We start from the raw sequence: 21,096 nt of genomic DNA, 5'->3' as shown, positions 1-21,096 counted from the left end.
GTATATCAATAGCTAATTTGAAATTTATATTATAGGACATGCTAAATTGTTAAATCTCCATCGTTTAGAGCATACAAAAAAATATCCTCAACTTTTGTTCCATTGTAACTATCATCAAGTTTTGAAAATTTAGCTTTTACCTTTTTATTTAGTTTATTCATGTATCTAGGTGTATATGGAAAGTAATCCTTAATCCTTTGATAATAGCAATCACTATAAAATGATTTATTTTTTGCTATTGCGAAATATATTAATAATAAACAATTTTTTCTGATTAGTTCTTTAACTCCATTTATATTATCTATATTAAAACAGCCAGCTTTATTTAATAGGTCACAAGTGAAATTCACAAGCGCATTTGTAATATTATCTAGTGAATATTTCGTAGCTATTTGTGAAACAATGGTCATATGATTATTTTTCAAATCATCTTTGGCATCTTGAAGATCATCACAAAGCTGAAGTAAAATACCATATCCAAAGAAAAATTCAACATATTCATTAGTGAGAGTACCATTTGCCATGTACGCATCTGCTAATACAGAAGTGCCACCTTTTTCAAAGCTTATACCCAATATATCCATTTCGTAAGGTGCAGATATTTTTTCTTGTTTGTAAAAGCTCTCTTCCTGAGCCTTATGAATCATAAGTAAACTGTCATAAACAGATGGATACTGCTCTCTTACGTATTGGCTTTCTATTTTGGACACAAGAGAAAAAACATCCTGCTCATAGTTATTGCTAGCCTTAATTTCTTCACCTGTCAATTTTATTTTTAGCTTATTAGAAAATAACTTTTTATCATTAATCGTATTATTTACGTCATCCAAATAATTATCAGTATAAGGATACAACATACTATATCCAAAGACAGCTGGTGTTGTTTCTATTTTTATAGAAAGTAATAACTGAATGATATTTGTAATCCATATATTTCTCAATGCCTGTCCAATTTCTTCTATCTCAAGTTTTTCATTAAATACTTTTGCTTCTTTTACAAAGTGCTTTGTACTATTTATTAGATCTTCACTAAAAAGGATTTTTTTATCTTCTTCCGTAATTATATTAACATCTTTAATAAATTTGTTTATTAATTTTTGAACTTCGATTTTCCATTCTACTTTACTTTTTTCATCTTCTGGAAAGTTCCTAATCTTTTCAAGAAAATCTTCTATAAATTTATCTGTATTCATTTCATTTTTTTTCTTGTTCCAATAATTTATTTTTGGATTTAACTTCGGGAATCTTTTATCAATATCCCACCAAATTTTTGTATATTTTTGCATTAAGCCTTGAAGTCGTGCTTCTCTAATTGTTTCTCTCATTTATGTTCACTCCTTCTAAAAACATTGTAATTATTGGAACTAAATTAAGGAAGTCAAATTTGGCTTCCTTATAATTTATATAATTATATTCTAGTACCAAAAATTCTATTCTAAAATTTCAAGTTCTATTATCTTTATAAAAACAACTTTTAAATAGTTACCTTCTGGATATTTTTCAGAAATGGCAAAATCATTTGGAAGTTGATATTCTTCAGCAATTTGATATCTTTTATTTTTTTCTTTAAAAGCTTCATCTATAAATTTCTTGAATTTTGTCATATTAAAAAGACTACAATTAGTAGATGCTACAATTAATCCGTCATCTTCTGTAATATCAATAGTATTTTTAAGTAAATCTTTATAATCTCTAGCAGCACTAAAAGTATTTTCACTTGAAGTTGCAAAACTTGGTGGGTCAAGAATAACTACATCAAATTTTATTTCATTCTTTATAGCATGTTTGAAATACACAAAAAGGTCTTCCACAATTATTTCATGCTTTTTATAATCAATATTATTTATAGTGAAATTCTCAATAGTTTTATCTAGGCTTCTCTTAGCTAAGTCAATACTTGTAGTAGTTGCTCCGCCTTTTGCTGCGAACATTGAAAAAGCTCCTGTATAAGAGAAAGTATTGAGTACCCTTTTATTTTTTGAATATCTATTTCTTATAGCTTTTCTTACTTCTCTTTGGTCCAAAAAAACTCCTACCATAGCTCCATCATTAAGATATATTGCAAAATTAACACCATTTTCTTTAACTACAAGAGGTTCCGGTGCTTTTCTTCCTAGTAAATAACTATCTTCATCTATAACCATTCCGTTTTTCTTAAATCTCTTTTTTTCATAAATTCCATGAAAAGGCACTAGAGCTTTTATAGCTTTTATTATGTTATCTTTAAAAGCATACATTCCTTCACTATACCAAGTTAGAAGATAAAATCCTTCAAAATAATCAATAGTAAGTCCACCTATCCCATCGCCTTCTCCATTAAATACTCTGAATGCAGTAGTATCTTTTGAATAATAATATTTCTTTCTCTTATCTAATGCACTACGAATCTTATCATAAAAAAACTTATCATTTAAAGTACTCTTACTACTATTACTTAAAATCCAACCGTAACCTTTGTTTTGTTTCCCATAGTATCCTCTACCTAAAAAAGTATTCTTTTTATCTATAAGCTTTATTATTTGCCCTTCCTCTTTTAATTCATTTATATTTTCTATAGACTCTTTAATAACTAAAGGATATCCATACTTATATTTCTTTACATATTCATTTTTTATTACAAGAGTAATTTCTTTCATATTTACCATCCTAAACTATATTTATTGTATTTTAACTTCAAGTAATTATACCATATATTATTAATCCAATTTAAATCTATTAAAATGTTCTTTAACCTGATTTTTTAAATTATAATCACCTTTAAATGGCAAAAGAAATGATGGTTTTCTAGCTCTACCTTTCAATCCTTCAAATTTCTCTTTTATCTCACATTTCAACTGTTCAAAATAAATGACCTCTTTACTTTCTTCTGTAATTTCAATAATTTTCTTCATTCTTGCTATAAGATTAAATGAATTCACAACATCAACTAAAATAACTCCATATATTATTCCTATAAAAAGCGAAAATTCTAAATGTTCATATAAAAATTCAATTTTATTGTAAAAATAAGGATACAAAATAAAATAGAATACTAAAGATAATATTGTCCAAAACAAAGAATATAATGGTGCAATTAATCCCTGTATGTTAAATTTTAGTTCAGTATAATCCCATAATCTTATTTTATAATATTTAAGGAAAAATAGCCCCGTTAAATATTCGATTAATGTAGTAACCAAACAATACAGTATAATCTTAATAAAAAAAGCAACACTTAAATCACTTACAATATATAATAAACAAACTCCAAAACCATATAGCGGCAAAAATGGTCCAGATAAAAACCCAGGATTAATCCAATTCTTTGCTTTACCAAAATAACGCCTATAGACAACCTCAATGCCCCACCCCATAAGAGCCCCTGTTATAAATAAAAATAAATACTTCAAAATAAAAATAGTCATTTCTTCCACCTCAAAATTATTTTCTATTGCTAGTATCTTTACTAAAATCTATTCATCTATTACTTGTCTATTTATTATACCATTTTAAAAAAATATGTCTAAATAATTGTTTTCAACCCACTTTCAAAAAAATCTTCATATCCTAAGATACGAAGATTTCGATTTATTCTTTAAATTATTTGAAATCATTAAAGCTTGATCTAATTAGCTTTCTTTGAGACTTGTTTATATTTAAATTTCCAGTTATCACAGTATCTGCTATAATAACCTTGTAAAGAATTAGCTTAAATACTTAGCGAAAGGATGTATGATATATGTTAATTTTAAAGAAAGAAGATATTCAAAAGGTCTTTAGTATGAAAGATGCAATAACATCTGCTGAAACAGCCCTTAAATATCTATCTCAAGGGAAAAGTGATGTTCCCATAAGAACAAATCTTGGTATTCCAAAATTTAACGGTCAATCTTTATTTATGCCTGGTTATGTTGGAGATTTAGATGCTTTAGGTATAAAAATAGTATCTGTTTTTCCTGAAAATATAAAAAGAGGTATTCCTTCCTTACCTGCCAATATGATTTTACTAGACGGAACTACAGGCCAAATTTCCTGTATCATGGATGGTGCTACTCTTACACATATCAGAACCGGTGCTGCTGCTGGAGCTGCAACTAATCTATTAGCTAAAAAAAATGCAAAAATAGGGGCTCTTATCGGTACTGGCGGCCAAGCTGCAAGCCAACTTGAAGCAATGATAACTGTAAGGGATTTAGAGGAAGTTAGAATTTTCAGTAGAAATTATGAAAAAGCAGAAAAATTTACAAAAGAGATGAGCGAAAAATTTAAAAACTTCCCAACTAAATTTATAACTGTTAAGAGTTCACAAGAAGCAGTAACAAATGCAGATATTATTACTGCTGCAACCACATCTAAAGTACCAGTATTTGACGGAACATGGGTCAAAAAAGGTGCTCATATAAATGCCATGGGTTCTTTTATCCCAGAAATGCAAGAACTAGATGAATATATTGTGAAAAAAGCTGGCTGTATATATGCAGATTCAATAGATGCTGTTTTATGTGAAGCCGGGGATTTATTGATTCCTATGGGTAAGGGCCTATTAGATAAAGAACATATAAACGGAGAGATTGGCACTCTTATTCTTAATAAAACAACAGGAAGAACAGATGATGATGAAATAACTATTTTTGAATCTGTAGGAACCGCTGTATTAGATGTAGTTGCTGCATCCTCAATTTATGAAAAAGCTATAGAGAATAAAATTGGTTTTGAAATTAATCTATAATTTTTTTATTGAAGAATAATTTAATATAGAAAAACAACTTCACTATATAACTAAAAAAGAGAAGGAATAAATTCCTTCTCTTTAAAATACATATAATATTTCCAAAATACCGTTACCCTATAATTGACACCTATCGACTGATAGGTGGGTGTCCTCACTGATGTTTCTATCTCTTAAAAGCCGTCTTAGGGTCTCACAATAAGTCCATATCCACATCAAAATCTTGAACTCCCTGACTTGAACTGTAGGTTCAATACAAGAGCACACGCATATCTCAGAAAAAATCACTATTTATTTTTTTATATCGCTGTTTAAATATACTATATCAGATTTTACATCATATTTCAATAGTAAATTATTGGTGCAGATGATGGGACTTGAACCCATACGCCATTAATGACATAAGTCCCTTAAACTTACGCGTCTGCCATTCCGCCACACCTGCATTAATCAAAAATCACTCTTCCGATTAATTAATATTATACTACCTTATTTAATCATGTCAACTATAAATTAAAATATTGATAAAACAATTGTCTAAAAATACTCCATATACTTTTTTTATCTTCATAAATAAATTGATAAATATTATAGTTTACTAATACTTTTTTTATATATTTATCCGTTTCATTAAAAGGTATATCCACTAGAGTTTCGCCATCTTCTGATATCTCTTTATCAAGAAGCCATTTATTTACATTTCCACGTCCAGCATTATAAGCAGCTAATATATTCTCATTATTGTCCCCAAATTCTTCTCTCAAATCATTTAAATACCAACAACCAAATCTAATATTTGTTTCCGGATCTTGAAGCATTTCTACATCAAAATCGTATACTCCAATCTGCTCAGCTATCCATTCACCCGTCGATGGAGTAATTTGCATTAATCCTTTTGCATCTTTGTGAGACTCTGCTTCTACCTCAAAATTACTCTCAGCTTTTATAACTGAAAATACAAAATAAGGATCCAACTCATATTCCTCTGAATATTTAGCTACAAATCCATTAAAATATATAGGATAAATATTTTTCAAAATCATCTTGATATTCATAAAAAAAATTAAAATCAAGACTACTATTATTATATTCGCAAATCTTTTTTTTGATTTCATTCTTTCTCCTTAAATCGAGTCTTTATTTCATCTAATATTCTATTTAATTGTATTTTTGTTTGAACTAAATCTTCACTATTATTAATAATATAATCTACGACTTCTTTTTTATCATCCAAAAGCATCTGCGATTTTATTCTATTTATAGTATTTTCTCTATTCAAACTATCTCTAATCATAACACGTTCAATTTGAATCTCCATGGGAACCCAAACTAAAATTGTTGTATCCATGTCTTTTTGCATATCTTGCTCAATCAAAGTTGGTGCATCAATAACTACTAATCTATCACCATTGTTTTTATGCTTTATAATTCTTAAATTAATTTCTTTATTTATATAAGGAATAATTATCTTTTCAAGCAATTCTTTCTTTTCTTTGTTTGCAAAAATATAATTACCTAATTTTCGCCTTATTAAATTTCCCTCGTTATCAAAAAAATTTATTCCAAATAACCTCTCAATTGATAATTTAATTTCAGGATAGATATTCATAACTTCTCTTGAAATGATATCTGCATCTATAACAGGAATGTCAATTTCACGTATCATACTAGACACTGTACTTTTTCCACTCCCTATTCCACCTGTTAATCCTATTTTTATCACTACACTATAAACCTCACTTTTTCCTACATTTCATTTCTTCTATTAATTTTACTAAAGAAAAACTTTATTAATTCACACGTCTATTAAACTTATTTATTATCAATATCTCATAAAAGTATATATTAATCCCAATAAAATTCTTTAATCACAAATTTATTATAAAACAATTGCATTTTTTTTCAAGAAAAATATAAAGCATGCAATCAAATTTTAATTGTATGCTTTATATATATTTGTAATTACTTAGCATCATACCATGTACTGCCAATATTCATATCAACATCTAGAGGTACTGAAAGTACAATAACCCCCTCCATCTCTTCTTTTACAATTGCCTTTACCCTATCAACTTCATCCTTGACAACATTCAAGATAAGTTCATCATGTACCTGTAGTAGTAATTTAGATTTTAACCCTTCAGCATTAAGCCTATTATACACTTTAATCATGGCAAGTTTTATAATGTCTGCGGCACTTCCTTGAATTGGTGTATTCATAGCAAGCCTTTCTCCTGCTGCTTTTACAATCTTACTAGTGGAATTAAGCTCTGGTAAAAATCTTCTTCTATTTAGAATTGTAGTTACATACCCATTTTCCATAGCATCCTTAATAACTACATCAAAATAAGTCTTAATTTTAGGATATCTTTCAAAATATAACTCAATATATTTCTTTGCTTCTTTCCTTGGAATATTTAAATCCTGTGAAAGTGAATAAGCCCCTTGCCCATATACAATACCAAAATTAACGGCTTTAGCGTTACTTCTCATAAGTGAAGTTACTTCTTCCATAGGTACCTTAAACACCTCTGACGCTGTCTTTCTATGAATATCATCATGATGAATAAAAGCATCAATAAAATTATCATCCTCTGAAATGTGTGCAAGTACTCTTAGCTCAATTTGAGAGTAATCTGCAGATAACAAAATATTCTCTTCTTCTGGAATAAATACTTTTCTCACTTCGCGACCAAGTTCATACTTTATAGGTATATTTTGAAGATTAGGTTCTGTACTAGATAATCTTCCTGTTGTTGTAACTGTTTGATTAAAACTTGTATGAATTTTGTTGTCCTCGTCAATTACATTCTTTAACCCTTCAACATATGTAGAGTTTAATTTTGTAATCTGTCTATAATAAGTTATTTTTTCAATAATCGGATGTTTATCTTTAAGCTTTTCTAATACATCAGCATTAGTAGAATATCCTGTTTTAGTCTTTTTGATTACTGGTAAATCTAATTTTTCAAAAAGTATCTTTCCTAATTGTTTTGGAGAATTTATATTAAATTTTTCATCTGAATATTCAAAAATTACTTTTTCAGTATTTTCTATCTCAATTTTTAACTTTTCACCGAGATCATCAAGAATTTTTCTATCGACTTTAAAACCATTAAACTCCATTTCAGAAAGCACTTTAATTAAAGGCATTTCTACATTATAAAAAAGTTCTTCCATATTTGCTTCTTTAAGCTTTGTTATATACTCATTGTAAAGCGAGTCCATGTATGCAAGCTCTAATATATCTATTTTATCTTCTTCCATTGTATCAAAGGAATTAGTATTTGCAATATCTTTTATAGCATATGATTTTGTTGATGGCTCTATTAAATATGCTGCTACTTCAATATCAAATATTAAATTAGAAAACTCAATAAAATCCTTTCTTAATACTACAAAAGCTTTCTTAGCATTATGTGATATTACTTTTATAAACTCATTATTAAATATTTTTCCAAATAAATCAGCTAATATATCTTTATTTTCTGAAATAATTTGCTGATACATTATTTCATAATAATTATCATTATTCATAATATATATCTTTTCAAAGGATAATTTAGAGAATAAGCTTTCATTGTTGTATACAAATTTTACAATGACATTTCCATTTATCTCAGGTACTATTTTCTCTAATTTTTCAATTGTATCAATTTTTTCAACTTCTGGAATATCTATATTAACTGTTTCTATATCTTCATCATCTTCACTCTCAATCTCTTGCAATAATTCTTCTCCTGCATTAAATCTTTGCAATAATTTTTTAAATTCAAGTTTCTTATATATATCGATAACACCTGAAATATCGTAACTTTCTTTTGATTTTATCTCTTCTAAATTAATTTCTATAGGTACATCAGTTACTATAGTTGCTAACCTTTTACTGAGTATTGCTTGTTCTGCAAAATCAATAAGATTCTCTTTTATTTTTTTACCTTTTATATTATCAATATTATCTAAAACATTTTCTACACTACCATACTCTTTAATAAGCTTAAATGCTGTCTTTTCTCCTATACCAGGTACTCCTGGGATGTTATCTGATTTATCTCCCATAAGACCTTTACAATCAATGAACTCTGTTGGTGTTACTCCATATTCTTCAATCATCCTATCTTTATCGTATATTGTTTTTTCTGTCATTCCTTTTTTGTTAATAACTACCTTTACATTATCTGTTGCTAATTGAAGAGCATCCCTATCTCCCGTAACAATAAACACTTCAATATTGGCTTTTTCTGCATGCTGCGCTAATGTTCCAATTAAATCATCAGCTTCAAATCCATCTATTTCAAAAATATTTATGGCAAGTTTCTGCAATATCTCTCTCATTATCGGAAACTGCTCTCTTAATTCAACTGGCATTGTTTCTCTATGAGCCTTGTACTCACCATATTCTTTTTGTCTAAATGTAGGTGCTTTTCTATCAAAGGCAGTTACTATATAGTCCGGCTCTAATTCATCTTTAATTTTATATAACATATTTATAAACCCATATATTGCATTTGTATGTAAACCTTCTTTATTTGTAAATTGAGGAAGTCCATAGAATGCTCTATACATTAAACTATGCCCATCTAATATTAATAATCTTTCTTTTTTCATCCTTTACCTCCACTGCCTTATGATGCAGGCATTTTATTTTAATTCTATAGTAAAATTTTGTGCTTCTGCTACTACATGATAGTAATTTTCATCTATTTTCATAATTTCACAGTTTTTATATGACTTCAAATCCTTCTCAGATCTCAATATAAAATCAATACCTTCTCTATAATTATTTATAAATACATCTATTTTATTCTCCTCTTTTTTCAAATAAATTTCTGCTTCTAAATATTTTATTGTCTGATTTGCCGCTTCTGAAACTACTAAGCTTTCTAACCAAGGATAATTATTATAGGTTGTTTTTTGAATTTGATGAAAGTTTGCTTCTGCTTGTTGCCATAATAAACTCTTAGATCTCTCTTTATTAAGAAAATCATCGGGATGTACAAAATGGGAAAACACTCCAATAGAAGTAACTCCATTGGCAATATTCCACATAGTTTCTGCATCATTTACATATCCCGAAGTAATTCGCGGGAATTCTACTACGCCATCCTTTACCTCAAATTCTTGTTGATAACTACTGGTATTTTCTTCTTTAACATATATTGACGAGATGACTTTCAAATCAGGCATTGCATTAATCAAAGCATTTTTACCATCATCACTTAAAATATTATCAGTAGGACTATAAAATTGAAAAGAATAATTTTCAAATACTGACTTTCCAAAATCATTAACTGTTTTAATCGCCAGCTCCATATCTTTTATAGAAATCCACGGACTATATTCTAAATCTTCTTTGATATATCCTTCGAGAGCTAAAGGCATACTATTGTATCCATTAATACCGATTTCATCATCACCTTTTATTATTTCCTTCCCAAAAATAGACAACCTTTTTTTATTAGCACCAGTATCCACCTCAAAAGGAGGTGTCACTATTTTAGAATAACTTTGCAGTATAGAACATGAATACTTTAAGTCATAAAGATTCTTTTCTTTTATCATAAAAGGCCACCAAATATCACTATAAAATTTTGAAGAAGAAATACCCATTTGACTTCTTATGGACTGATTATATTCCTCTGAAACCGGACCTGGAAAATCATCCAAAAAATTAACCTTGGCATTAATTATTGGGTAAATAAAATCATCCATCAATAAGCTAGTACATCCAACTATGATTCCTCTGTTTATTTTTTCATCAAGCATAGTCCCATTAAAGAATACCACTTTACCCTCTTCATAATCCACACTCCATATAATTGGAGTATCATCATTTGCACCTGCAAGTAAATTAGCGTTTGCATTTATTTTAACAGCTAAGGATGAATTACTAATAAAGTCTTCCTTAATTTCCATATCAGCTTCTTTAATTAGAATATTTTGCCTCATTTTAATACCTTGTGTATCTATCATTGTATTTTCATTATCTACACCATATATACCAAATAATTTCATTTGTTCGTTTTGATTATCATCATATGCTGGACGAACAGCCACAAATAGCTTACCACCTTTTTTAATGAAATCTGCAAGCTTTTCCAAATCATTATAAGTTTTATAATCCTTAAAAGCAGAAATAATAAAATCATAATCATTTAGCTTTGTTTCATCTATTTCTCTAAAATCCACCTTACTACTATCTACTTGTAAATATGCCATAGTTTTCTCTAAATTTTCAATTAACTCTTTATCATCAGTTTGGTCTTTATTATATATTATCAATGTTTTTTGTCTCGCATATTCTTCAGGCACTAAAGAAAGATCTGAATCTGAAAAAGAAATAATCTGTGCATTATTTTTTAAATACACATTAAAGAAATCAAATCTAGAAACCTGTATAATTACAGCTGTAAATATTATAACAAAGAAAATAATTATTGTATTCTTTTTCAATTATGCTTCCTCCTACTGCTACTTTATACTACATTTCTTTAATTATATCTTATATCAAACTATAAAACTATAAAATAGTTCTATATTGCCTATGTATTAAATATAAATTATATTGTAAACAATAATAGACTATTCTATAATGAAATATCAATCATTATAAAACAGTCTATTCTTTAATTAGCATTATCTTCTAACTATCTTTAATTCTATATATACAAGTTACTTACTGGTTTCTCATCATATATTCTTCTAATTGCTTCAGCCATCAGTGGGGCTACTGATAGAATAGTAAGCTTATCAATTATATTTTTCTCTGGTTGTTCAATTGTATTTAATATTACAAATTCTTTAATTGGCGAGTTATTAATTTTCTCTATAGCTTCACCTGATAGAACACCATGGCTACATGTTGCATATATTTCCTTCACTCCATGCTCTTTTAATATTCTTGAACCATCTGACATTCTAGTACCAGTATCACAAATATCATCCATTAGTATTGCCGTTTTGCCTGCCACTTCTCCAATGATATTAGAAATAACTCTACCATCTGTTTGAGTTTTTCTCTTATCTATAATTGCAATAGAAGCATCTAATCTTGTAGCAAGCTTTCTAACTCGAGGAACACTAGGTGGATCTGGAGCTACAATAACAATATCATCTCTATCACTAAAACCTTTATCTAGAAAATATTTACCAATTATCGGCTCTCCAAACAAATTATCCACAGGTATATTAAAATACCCTTGTATCTGCGAAGCATGTAAATCTAAAGTTAGTACTCTACTAGCTCCAGCAGAAGTTAACATATCTGCTACTAGTTTAGCAGTTATTGGATCTCTAGCTTTTACCTTTCTATCTTGTCTAGCATATGCATAATATGGAATAACAGCAATAATCCTTGCAGCAGATGCTCTTTTGAAGGCATCAATCATAATTAATAACTCCATTAAATTATTATTAACAGGTTCACTTGTGGATTGTATAACGTAAACGTCTAATCCTCTAACTGTTTCATAAGTATTTACACTTATTTCTCCATCACTAAATGTCGCTACTTCGTTTTTTCCAAGATTAGTTTCTAGAATATCACAAATTTCTTTTGCAAGTGGTTTATTAGAATTTCCAGTAAACAACTTCATATCTTTTCCATGGGTTATCATTTAAAATCCTCCTATATTGTCACTTCACGCTCTTTGTAAATAATTATTATTAATTATCTACCATCATAAAATATTATACACTAATTATAAAATTATTAAAACGGTTTAAATTTAAAGTATATAAATTTTCAGATAATTCCTCTATATTCATAAAAACACTTGACTATATTATAAAATCATGATATTATTTAATTCGTTCCAAATTATTATGTGCCGATGTGGCGGAATGGCAGACGCACACGACTCAAAATCGTGCGGGAAACCGTGTGGGTTCGACTCCCACCATCGGCACCATTTATTTTTAAATTCAAAGAACTATTACCTGATATATCTCCTGTGCATATAGGAACGTATATATCAGGTTTTATTTTTACCATATTCTCTATACTATATTCGTATATAAAAACAAAACCTAAAACTAATCCTAATTTTTATATTATTCCCTTAACCTTTTCTAAAAAATTCTTAATGCTATCATTTACAACCTAATAAACCTCTATAACCTAATAAACCTACCCCTTAAATTATATTTTTAAAAGCAATTTACTTCTAATCATATTGCTACTCAACCATTGCCACAAAATGTTTTTTTGTCTTAATACCTAGCACTCCCTTTTCAATTTTTATCAGTAATTTTCTGTTAATAAATTTTGATTTTAAATATGTAAAAATGTATAATTAATATGTAATAAATTGAATATTTTACTATGTTGAGGTGATTGCATAATGGATAATATTAATGAAATATCTATTTACATACCAGAAAAACTACAAAAGAACTTTCAATCACTATACAAATATCCTCTAGTTATACTGCAAGCAGAGTCAGGCTTCGGAAAAACAACTGCAATAAATGAGTTTCTGAAAAATTCAAACTTGCATAATATTTATAGCTACACATGCATGGGTGAAACTGCAAAAAAATCATGGTCTGGAATTTGTGATACTTTTAGATATATTGATATTAATCTTTCTAATAAATTAAAATCCATAGGATTTCCTACTAAAGAAAATCTCGTAGATATTTTGAATATTATAAGTGAATGTGATGTTAAATACGAGGTTTGGATGATTATCGATAATTTTCAAAACATACAAAATTTTTTACCTTCCAATATACTCTATCCTCTTTCTTGCCATCAATGCACTAATTTACATATTGTTATTAATACTCAATTTATAAAATCTATAGATATATTAGGTATCCAATCAAACAATATTTTTTTAATAGAAAATAATATTTTTGTTTTCACTGAAAATGACATTGATGCATATTTTAGAATCAATGGAATATTATTATCCAAAAGCGAAATAATAAAATTGAAGAAATATACTGGTGGATGGGCTTATGCACTTAGCCTCCAATTGATTCATTATATCAACGAAGGTAATTTTGACTCATCTAACAGCATTAGCCTCTTAATGCGAAGATTAATTTATAATCGTTTAGATGTGAAAAATCAACGTTGTCTTCTTGTATTGTCACTACTTGATCAATTTTCAATAAAGCAAATTTATACAATAACAGAGGAAAACTTTGTTCCCGATAAAATTTCTCGCTTAATTTACAGCAAAGCTTTAATTAGATACGAGCCTACAGACGATACTTATATTATTCATGATTTACTTAAAGATTTTCTAAACAAGGAGATTAAATCTTTATCCCCTGAAGAAATCATGGAAATAAACAAATTAGCTGGTGATGCACATGCTATTATAGGAGATTATTTTACTGCAATTATGTATTACTTAGAAACAAAAGAAATGGATACTCTACTTTCACTTCCAGTAAAAGCGGCAAATTTTTCTTTATACCCCAGAAATACCATTGAAAATGTTTTAAAGAAAATCTTACTACAGTGTGATGATACGCTTCTTGCTTATTATCCTGAAACTCTTACAATGATTATTTTCCAATTTTTTAGAATAGGTTGTTATTCTGAATTTGAAAGCGGACTTAACTTTATTGAAAAAATTATATCACAACCCAATAAATTCAACCTTTCTGGAAAAAATATTAGAAAATTAACAGGACAACTGTACTTATTAAAATCTTTTGCAGAATTCAATAATATTGAAAAGATGAGCTTTTATCATCGCAAAGCTTGGGAAGTAATGGAATGTCCTTTTTCCAACAGGATAGATTGGGATGACTCATGGACTTTTGGTCAACCCTCTATTGTATATATGTTCTGGAGTAAAGTCGGAAAACATAATGAAATCATTAATCATATGGATAAAAGTTTACTTTACTACTTAAAACTTACAAACGGCCACGGATCTGGTGCAGATTATGCACTTAAAGCAGAATTCAAATTGTTGAAAGGTGATTTTTTTTCAGCAGAAGTTTTAAGTTATAAAGCTATTTATATAGCAGAAGCCCATCAACAAGATAGTATATGTTTTTCAGCCGAAATGACTCTATTAAGAATTGCTATTACTAATGGAGATATTAAGGAATACAAAAGGTTGTATGAAAATATTAAAAATAGAGCAAAAAATAGTATTGAACCTCACGGCAAAAAAACTGCAGACATCATTTTATCATTTTCTGCTCTAATTACAGGTATATATGATATTTCTGATTGGCTAAAAGATATTTCTATAATAAATCAAGAATTATATGATGTAGCCAAGCCTTTTGCAATATTACTTCACTTGAATTGGTTGCTAAGGAAAAAAGAATATATTAAAATAATCGCAATTGCACAAGAATTATTACCAGTCATTGAAGAATATCATTTTTTACTTCCACAAGTTTATTTACATATTTTGATATCAATTTCATACTACAAAAACAACAGAAAAACTGATGCTGAAAATGCACTATCTAAAGCTTTATCTATAGCAATACCTGATGAAATATATTTGCCATTTGCTGAGTTAGAAAAACATATAAGCCCTATCATTATGATTAACAATACAGAGATAAAAAATCTAAGTGTAAAATTAAAACAAGGTATAGAAATTATTAAAAAATCCCTTAGACAAGAAAAATTATCTCCCCGTGAACAAACGGTAGCTATTTTGGCCTCTGAGGGTCTAACTAATAAAGAAATAGCAAATCGACTATTCATATCCCCAGAAACAGTTAAAACTACAATGAAAGGCTTATTTAAAAAACTAAATATTAAATCTAGAGTACAATTGCAATCACTAAGAAAAAATAATTTTATTTAATTAAATTTGAATAAATTACTCTTTACAATGTCATGTTTCAAGTGACATTTTTTTTTATTAAAAATAAATCCCCAATGGGTGATACAAATAATAGAAAATATTAGATATTATAATAAATGGAAAATTATATTAAAACAAAAAAGGGGGAGGGATTTATGATTTAAGATAAATTATTAGCTGCAAAAATAACTGAGTATAATGCTAACCATTTTTTTAAGAACCTGTATGGTAAATTTATTGGGGTGGTAAAATATGCAATTAATAATTACTTTTATTTTATTTTTAGTAGGAATTTTAGGCTGTATAGTAGGATTCTCTTATGTTAAAAGAAAAAATCTACACGGTACAAAATTATGGATTGTTATTCTTATAAATATAATTTTTATTGTAATAACATTACTGTCCATGTTTTATATAATAGCTACCCTTTTATTACTAGGTGGCATAGACTAAGAAAGCGAGGTATAGAGATGAAAAAAATTATTGTTTTAATATTAACATTAACTTTATGTATTATGGCTTTTGGTTGTTCTAGTCAATCTCAATCCAACAATAAAAATAACACTATACAAAACAATCAAGAACAAAAAGAATCTGATGAAGAAGAATCTAATGACAAATCATCTGATGATGATGAATCCAATGATAAAACATCTAATGATAATGAATCTACTAAAGAAGCTACCCTTTTTATAAATATGGAGGGTGGAAGCGAAATAGCTTCATATAAAGAATATCCTTTTGAATATTCTGGTGAGCTTACAGCAGAAATGTTAGCTGACGGTCTTTCAGATTTAACAGGTTTAGATTTTAGTATAACATCTTCAACAATTTCAGATGGATTGATTATTGATTGGTCTGATAACTCAACTCTAATAGCAGGTTTAGGAAATCGCGAACAAAAAGAGGAGTTTCTTCTTCTTGACAATGATTCTTTAACATGGATGATGCTAGATAGCTTATGGATAACACTCAGGGAAAATTTAAATGTTGAAAATATTTATTACTCAATGTTCGGTGGTAGTGACCTATGGTTTGAAGCATTATATCCTGTCAATGTATTTCCATTAGACACTCCTTATATGGGCAGTGCATTTTACTTTGCCCATAGTGATGTTGTAGGGGATGTAGATGATTATACTAATATTCCTCTTATAATAGCAAATAATATTACGTTAAGTGACCCACCTGAAGGAGAATTATCATGTAATGAAGCATATGAAATACTATCTGAAAAAGTACTTGCCTATGAGCAAATAGAATCCTTTGACGAAAATAATTTATCTTTCCTTTACCAAGGTATAATGGTATATCAAGGTGTAGAATACTATACCTTATCATTGTGTGAATATTATAGTTCAGACGATTTTGAAATACTATATGCTTATTTAGTAGATGGACAGGGAAATGTCTTAAAAGGTACTCCTTATGGTAACAGTACAGTATGGGATCCTATTTGGTAATTTTCAAAACTAGGATAAGCCTTGAATAATCATTGTAATTTAATGCAAAATAATTATTGAGCAACTTCATAAATGATAAAACAAAAACCTTTTCTAATACACAGAAAAGGTTTTTGTTTTATGTAAATTTATGATATATTATTTATTATTAGGAAAACATAGAAATGTACAATAATTTAATAATATATGAAACCAAATTTGACACAAAAGCTTTAGTATGACCTAACCCAATAGTAAGTAACATTATCAACTATAAAAAGAATACTCAACATTTCAATAAATGCACAGAAATACTGTACTACTTAAAAAGGTATTGAAATAGCTAAAAATACATAACGGAGGCAATTATGTTTAAGAAAAAAAACCTTTTGGAAATAAGAAAAGATTGGGGTCACGAGATTCAAAGAAAACGAAAAATAGAAAAGAGCAAAAAATTTTTCAACAAATTAATTAAATATTATAAACCAGAATATTATGTAGATAACCAAACAAGTAAAGATATAGACCTAGATAATATCTATAAGAAAATAGACAGAACTTACTCTTCTGCCGGCGAAGATATTTTGTATTATACTTTAAGAACACCTAAATTTGACGAAAATATATTAGTTAATCGAGATAAAGTAATAAATGAATTTAAAATTAATTCTTCTTTAAGAGAAGAAATTCAATTAGCATTGAAAAAACTAGACAGAACTAAAAGTAATGTATCTACAATATTTTTCGGCAGCTTAATGAAAAGTAAACAATTAAAAATCCTTGCCAATATACTAACTTTATTATTCACTTTCTTTTTGCTTTTATCCTTAATTACTTTTAGTTCACAATACGTTATGCTTCTAATTATAATAGGTATCTATAATATGTTTTTTCACTATTCCACAGACAAAAAGATAGAATCAATGTCAGATGCAACCTTATATGTTGGTTCTGTTATAAATGCTTCTATAAAAATATCATCTATTTTAGAAAAAGAAGATAAAGGAAGAGTTCTTAATACATATACAGATAAACTCACTCTTTTAAATAAGAAATGCAAGAAAATCTCCAAAAAATCTTCATTAATTGGTAGAGTTACAGGCTTAGATGTATTTGGTGATTATATATTCGCTATTTTTCTTGTTAAAATAAGAGGTTATTTCTCTATGGTAGATACTATTGAAAAATATAAAGACGAACTCTTAGAGATATATTATCTTGTTGGAGAAATTGATGCTCTACAATCTATTTCTTCCTACAGAGAAAATCTACCATTATATTGTAAACCCTCTTTTCAAAATGAAAATAGAGTATTTGAAGTTACAGATATGGTTCACCCGCTATTAGAAAACCCTATTGCAAATTCTATCAATATCGATAATAACGGAATTATCATAACAGGTTCAAATATGGCTGGAAAAACAACCTTCTTAAAATCCCTTGCCATAAATGCTATTTTTGCTCAAACTATTTATACTTCTTTATCCACTTCTTATAATGCTTCATTTTTTAATATCGTTACTTCTATCGATCCTGAAGACAACGTATTAGAGGGTAAAAGCTACTATCTTGGAGAAGCTGAAGCAATTTTAAGAATAATAAAAGCTTGTGATAATAAAGTACCTTGCCTTACTGTAATAGATGAAATATTTACTGGTACAAACCCCACAGAGAGAATAGCCTCTTCTACTGAGGTTCTTAATTATCTAAATAGACACAATTCACTTGTTGCTGTAGCAACTCACGATTTAGAGCTAACAAAACTTGTAACTGGCTATCAAAATTACTATTTCAGAGAGCACGTTGATGGCAATGAGCTTTCCTTTGACTATTTAATAAAGAAAGGTATTTCCCCTACTAGAAATGCCGTTAGAATACTGAAAATGATAGGCTATCCTGATGAGATAATTGATGAAATCGAGAAAAACATTTCTCTCAATTGATGAATTTTATAAGTGTATTCCCTATAATATAATTCTATTATAAAAAACAAACCCAGGCTAATGGGTTTGTTTTCCTATATTATTTCAAATGTACAAATTCTATTTAGAGCTCATATCTGTAAGCATTTTTATAACTTCAGGGTTTAAATCGTCAAGATCATTTTCATAACTATCATTGTATTTTATATCATTATACTTTATATCATTATACTTTATATTATTATCTTTTAGCTTAAACATGCTTACTTGTTCTTTTAACATTTCAGCTTGGCCTAAAAGCTCTTCACTAGCAGCAGCTGTTTCTTCTGATGTTGCTGATGTAGTTTGTACAACATCTGTTATTTGAATAACCCCTTTATTTATTTGTTCGAGTCCTATAGCTTGTTCATTTGAAGCAATTGCAATATTAGAAATCAATTCACTTACCTCACCTATACCTTCAACAATCTTATGTAATGCGTCAGCAGTACTATTTGCTATTTTAGCACCATCTTCAACTTTATTTATTGAGTTCTCAATCATAACTGTTGTTTCTTTTGCTGCTGCTGCAGAACGTGCAGCTAAATTTCTTACTTCTTCAGCCACTACGGCAAAGCCTTTACCATGTTGTCCTGCCCTCGCTGCTTCAATTGATGCATTAAGCGCCAAAATATTTGTTTGAAATGAAATATCATCAATTACTTTTATTATTTTAAAAATATTATTGGAAGCCTCATTTATTTGAGACATAGCATCTAACATTTCATTCATTTGTGAATCACCATTAAATGCCTTATCCTTTACAAAATAAGAAATATCTTTTGCCTTATCTGCATTTGAAGCATTATTTTTTGTTTGAGCTGTAATTTGCTCAATAGATGCTGTTAACTGCTCAATAGGACTTGCCTGTTCTGTAGCTCCCTGAGATAATGACATGCTAGAATCAGATACTTGGCTTGATCCATAAGCTACTTGCTGTGACGCAGCATTTATATTTGTAATAACTTTATTTAAATTATGTGCCATATCTGTAAAAGCATTGGCAACTTCTCCTATTTCATCATTACTTTTAACATCTATTTTTACATCCAAATCTCCATCTGTAATTTTTCTTGCTGATTTTAATAAGTGTTTTATTGGTTTACTTATACTTCTGCCTAAAAACATTGCTATAATAACCCCAAATATACACGCTATAATTGAAATTACAATGATTGCATTTGTCATAGAATCGATATTTTTCAAAATAGTATCTCGATAATTACCTACTAGTATTGTCCATTCGGTGTTTGGTATTTTAGCCATAGCAGCCAATCTTTCTGTTTCTTCATATTCATAATCTACGACACCTGAATTGCCTAATCCTAATTCCTCTAAAGCTTCAGCAAAACTTGCAAAAGGTCCTTGTGTTTCTAGACTATCAAATACATTTACTTGATTCATAACATATTCATGATTTGGATGCGAGTAAATCACCCCATCCTGTCCTAATATAAAAGAGTATCCTTTCTCTCCTATACCCATTTCATCGGTTATTTCATTTAAAGCTACGCCCTCTCTTCTCCCAATTAAAACTCCAACGACACTTCCGTCTTTTGTAATTGGAGCAGCATACATAATTACAGCCTCATTTGTCACTTTACTTATAAGTACATCTGATATATTAGCTTGTCCATCAAAAGCTTTCATTACATATTCTCTATCCCCAAGTTGGGAGGTTCCTCCACTAATGATGTAATTTGCCGTACCATCTGGTAAAACAATTGCCATATCTAGATAACCTAATCTTTCAACATCATCGTAAAGAGACTCTACTTGGATAGACCAATCCATACTTCTAACTGTTTCTCTATTTGCCAATTCATTTAGTATTCCAATATTTTTTTCAATTGTTAGATTAATATTTTGAGCACATTCATCAGCATATTCTTGCATATTTTGTTCCGTTTCTGCCATAATAAACTTGGAACTAAAGGTTACAGATAATGTCCCTAATAAAATCGATATTACAATTATAATTATACCGACAAATAATGCAATCTTTTTAGATAAATGAAATTTCATATTTTTATTATTCTTAGATTTACTTTTCTTTCGTATCATATAATCCTCCTCACCAATTTATCTCTTTTACAACTCAAAAGTTATTTTTTCTATATTATAATATTTTTAAACACTAATTTAAGTTTAAAATAAAATTTGAATTGTATTTTTTAATAATTTTTAGA

The 21,096-nt window shown here is 28.4% G+C and carries 14 protein-coding genes, 2 tRNA genes and 1 other RNA gene; 6 read left to right on the top strand and 11 right to left on the bottom strand.

Annotated elements, in window-relative coordinates; genetic code table 11:
- Positions 1-41: 41 nt before the first annotated feature.
- The 3 genes from ACVHXK_RS10295 to ACVHXK_RS10285 all read right to left on the bottom strand — a co-directional run bounded on the left by ACVHXK_RS10295 (position 42) and on the right by ACVHXK_RS10285 (position 3,404).
- On the bottom strand, positions 42-1,325 hold the full coding sequence (locus ACVHXK_RS10295) for a hypothetical protein (RefSeq protein ID WP_461206305.1): 1,284 nt from the start codon (positions 1,323-1,325) through the stop codon (positions 42-44).
- A 105-nt stretch (positions 1,326-1,430) separates the two neighbouring features.
- On the bottom strand, positions 1,431-2,636 hold the full coding sequence (locus ACVHXK_RS10290) for a class I SAM-dependent rRNA methyltransferase (protein ID WP_461206304.1): 1,206 nt from the start codon (positions 2,634-2,636) through the stop codon (positions 1,431-1,433).
- Between the two features lie 60 nt (positions 2,637-2,696).
- Positions 2,697-3,404: a putative ABC transporter permease gene (locus tag ACVHXK_RS10285; protein ID WP_461206303.1), complete on the bottom strand. Its 708-nt coding sequence runs from the start codon at positions 3,402-3,404 to the stop codon at positions 2,697-2,699.
- Positions 3,405-3,718: 314 nt separating this feature from the next.
- Here ACVHXK_RS10285 and ACVHXK_RS10280 point away from each other — a divergent pair, with 314 nt between their 5' ends.
- Positions 3,719-4,708, top strand: coding sequence for an ornithine cyclodeaminase family protein (locus ACVHXK_RS10280; RefSeq protein WP_461206302.1), 990 nt, complete (start codon positions 3,719-3,721; stop codon positions 4,706-4,708).
- A gap of 94 nt (positions 4,709-4,802) precedes the next feature.
- Here ACVHXK_RS10280 and ssrS read toward each other — a convergent pair.
- The 7 genes from ssrS to ACVHXK_RS10245 form a co-directional block, all read right to left on the bottom strand.
- A non-coding RNA gene (gene ssrS, locus ACVHXK_RS10275) (6S RNA) lies at positions 4,803-4,992 on the bottom strand.
- A gap of 75 nt (positions 4,993-5,067) precedes the next feature.
- Positions 5,068-5,153, bottom strand: a tRNA-Leu gene (locus ACVHXK_RS10270).
- Positions 5,154-5,214: 61 nt separating this feature from the next.
- Positions 5,215-5,823 (bottom strand): lytic transglycosylase domain-containing protein, encoded by a 609-nt coding sequence (locus ACVHXK_RS10265; protein ID WP_461206301.1) that lies wholly within the window; start codon positions 5,821-5,823, stop codon positions 5,215-5,217.
- Positions 5,820-6,431 (bottom strand): dephospho-CoA kinase, encoded by a 612-nt coding sequence (gene coaE, locus ACVHXK_RS10260; RefSeq protein ID WP_461206300.1) that lies wholly within the window; start codon positions 6,429-6,431, stop codon positions 5,820-5,822. The genes ACVHXK_RS10265 and coaE overlap by 4 nt, the downstream gene beginning before the upstream one ends.
- 239 nt (positions 6,432-6,670) lie before the next feature.
- The gene (gene polA, locus ACVHXK_RS10255; protein WP_461206299.1) at positions 6,671-9,316 is read right to left on the bottom strand and encodes a DNA polymerase I; all 2,646 of its coding nucleotides are present in this window, start codon (positions 9,314-9,316) and stop codon (positions 6,671-6,673) included.
- Between the two features lie 33 nt (positions 9,317-9,349).
- Positions 9,350-11,161 (bottom strand): DUF2194 domain-containing protein, encoded by a 1,812-nt coding sequence (locus ACVHXK_RS10250; RefSeq protein ID WP_461206298.1) that lies wholly within the window; start codon positions 11,159-11,161, stop codon positions 9,350-9,352.
- A 206-nt stretch (positions 11,162-11,367) separates the two neighbouring features.
- Complete coding sequence (locus tag ACVHXK_RS10245; RefSeq protein ID WP_461206297.1) at positions 11,368-12,324, bottom strand: ribose-phosphate diphosphokinase; 957 nt, start codon at positions 12,322-12,324, stop codon at positions 11,368-11,370.
- Positions 12,325-12,536: 212 nt separating this feature from the next.
- On the opposite strand from ACVHXK_RS10245, the gene ACVHXK_RS10240 reads away from it, so the two are divergent.
- The 5 genes from ACVHXK_RS10240 (at position 12,537) to ACVHXK_RS10220 (ending at position 18,889) form a co-directional block, all read left to right on the top strand.
- Positions 12,537-12,618: transfer RNA gene (locus tag ACVHXK_RS10240), tRNA-Leu, on the top strand.
- 432 nt (positions 12,619-13,050) lie between these two features.
- On the top strand, positions 13,051-15,504 hold the full coding sequence (locus ACVHXK_RS10235; protein ID WP_461206296.1) for a response regulator transcription factor: 2,454 nt from the start codon (positions 13,051-13,053) through the stop codon (positions 15,502-15,504).
- A 252-nt stretch (positions 15,505-15,756) separates the two neighbouring features.
- A complete protein-coding gene (locus tag ACVHXK_RS10230) occupies positions 15,757-15,957 on the top strand; it encodes a hypothetical protein (protein ID WP_461206295.1) in 201 nt (66 codons plus the stop codon).
- A 17-nt stretch (positions 15,958-15,974) separates the two neighbouring features.
- Complete coding sequence (locus ACVHXK_RS10225; protein WP_461206294.1) at positions 15,975-16,967, top strand: hypothetical protein; 993 nt, start codon at positions 15,975-15,977, stop codon at positions 16,965-16,967.
- A 347-nt stretch (positions 16,968-17,314) separates the two neighbouring features.
- A complete protein-coding gene (locus ACVHXK_RS10220; RefSeq protein WP_461206293.1) occupies positions 17,315-18,889 on the top strand; it encodes a MutS-related protein in 1,575 nt (524 codons plus the stop codon).
- A gap of 99 nt (positions 18,890-18,988) precedes the next feature.
- On the opposite strand, the gene ACVHXK_RS10215 is transcribed toward ACVHXK_RS10220, so the two are convergent.
- Entirely contained in the window at positions 18,989-20,971 is a 1,983-nt protein-coding gene (locus ACVHXK_RS10215) for a methyl-accepting chemotaxis protein (RefSeq protein ID WP_461206292.1), read from the bottom strand.
- Positions 20,972-21,096: the final 125 nt, after the last annotated feature.

The sequence above is a fragment of the Clostridium sp. DL1XJH146 genome, assembly GCF_054819755.1.
Note: the sequence above shows the minus strand (reverse complement) of the source record. Positions and strands in the feature narration are given on the sequence as shown.

Bases quoted from the DNA above. Each gene is read 5' to 3' on its own strand.
- ACVHXK_RS10225 (WP_461206294.1), top strand. From the start codon at position 15,975: ATGAAAAAAATTATTGTTTTAATATTAACATTAACTTTATGTATTATG.
- ACVHXK_RS10295 (WP_461206305.1), bottom strand. From the start codon at position 1,325: ATGAGAGAAACAATTAGAGAAGCACGACTTCAAGGCTTAATGCAAAAA.
- ACVHXK_RS10235 (WP_461206296.1), top strand. From the start codon at position 13,051: ATGGATAATATTAATGAAATATCTATTTACATACCAGAAAAACTACAA.
- ACVHXK_RS10285 (WP_461206303.1), bottom strand. From the start codon at position 3,404: ATGACTATTTTTATTTTGAAGTATTTATTTTTATTTATAACAGGGGCT.
- ACVHXK_RS10220 (WP_461206293.1), top strand. From the start codon at position 17,315: ATGTTTAAGAAAAAAAACCTTTTGGAAATAAGAAAAGATTGGGGTCAC.
- ACVHXK_RS10290 (WP_461206304.1), bottom strand. From the start codon at position 2,636: ATGAAAGAAATTACTCTTGTAATAAAAAATGAATATGTAAAGAAATAT.
- ACVHXK_RS10265 (WP_461206301.1), bottom strand. From the start codon at position 5,823: ATGAAATCAAAAAAAAGATTTGCGAATATAATAATAGTAGTCTTGATT.
- ACVHXK_RS10280 (WP_461206302.1), top strand. From the start codon at position 3,719: ATGTTAATTTTAAAGAAAGAAGATATTCAAAAGGTCTTTAGTATGAAA.
- ACVHXK_RS10245 (WP_461206297.1), bottom strand. From the start codon at position 12,324: ATGATAACCCATGGAAAAGATATGAAGTTGTTTACTGGAAATTCTAAT.
- ACVHXK_RS10230 (WP_461206295.1), top strand. From the start codon at position 15,757: ATGCAATTAATAATTACTTTTATTTTATTTTTAGTAGGAATTTTAGGC.
- polA (WP_461206299.1), bottom strand. From the start codon at position 9,316: ATGAAAAAAGAAAGATTATTAATATTAGATGGGCATAGTTTAATGTAT.
- ACVHXK_RS10215 (WP_461206292.1), bottom strand. From the start codon at position 20,971: ATGATACGAAAGAAAAGTAAATCTAAGAATAATAAAAATATGAAATTT.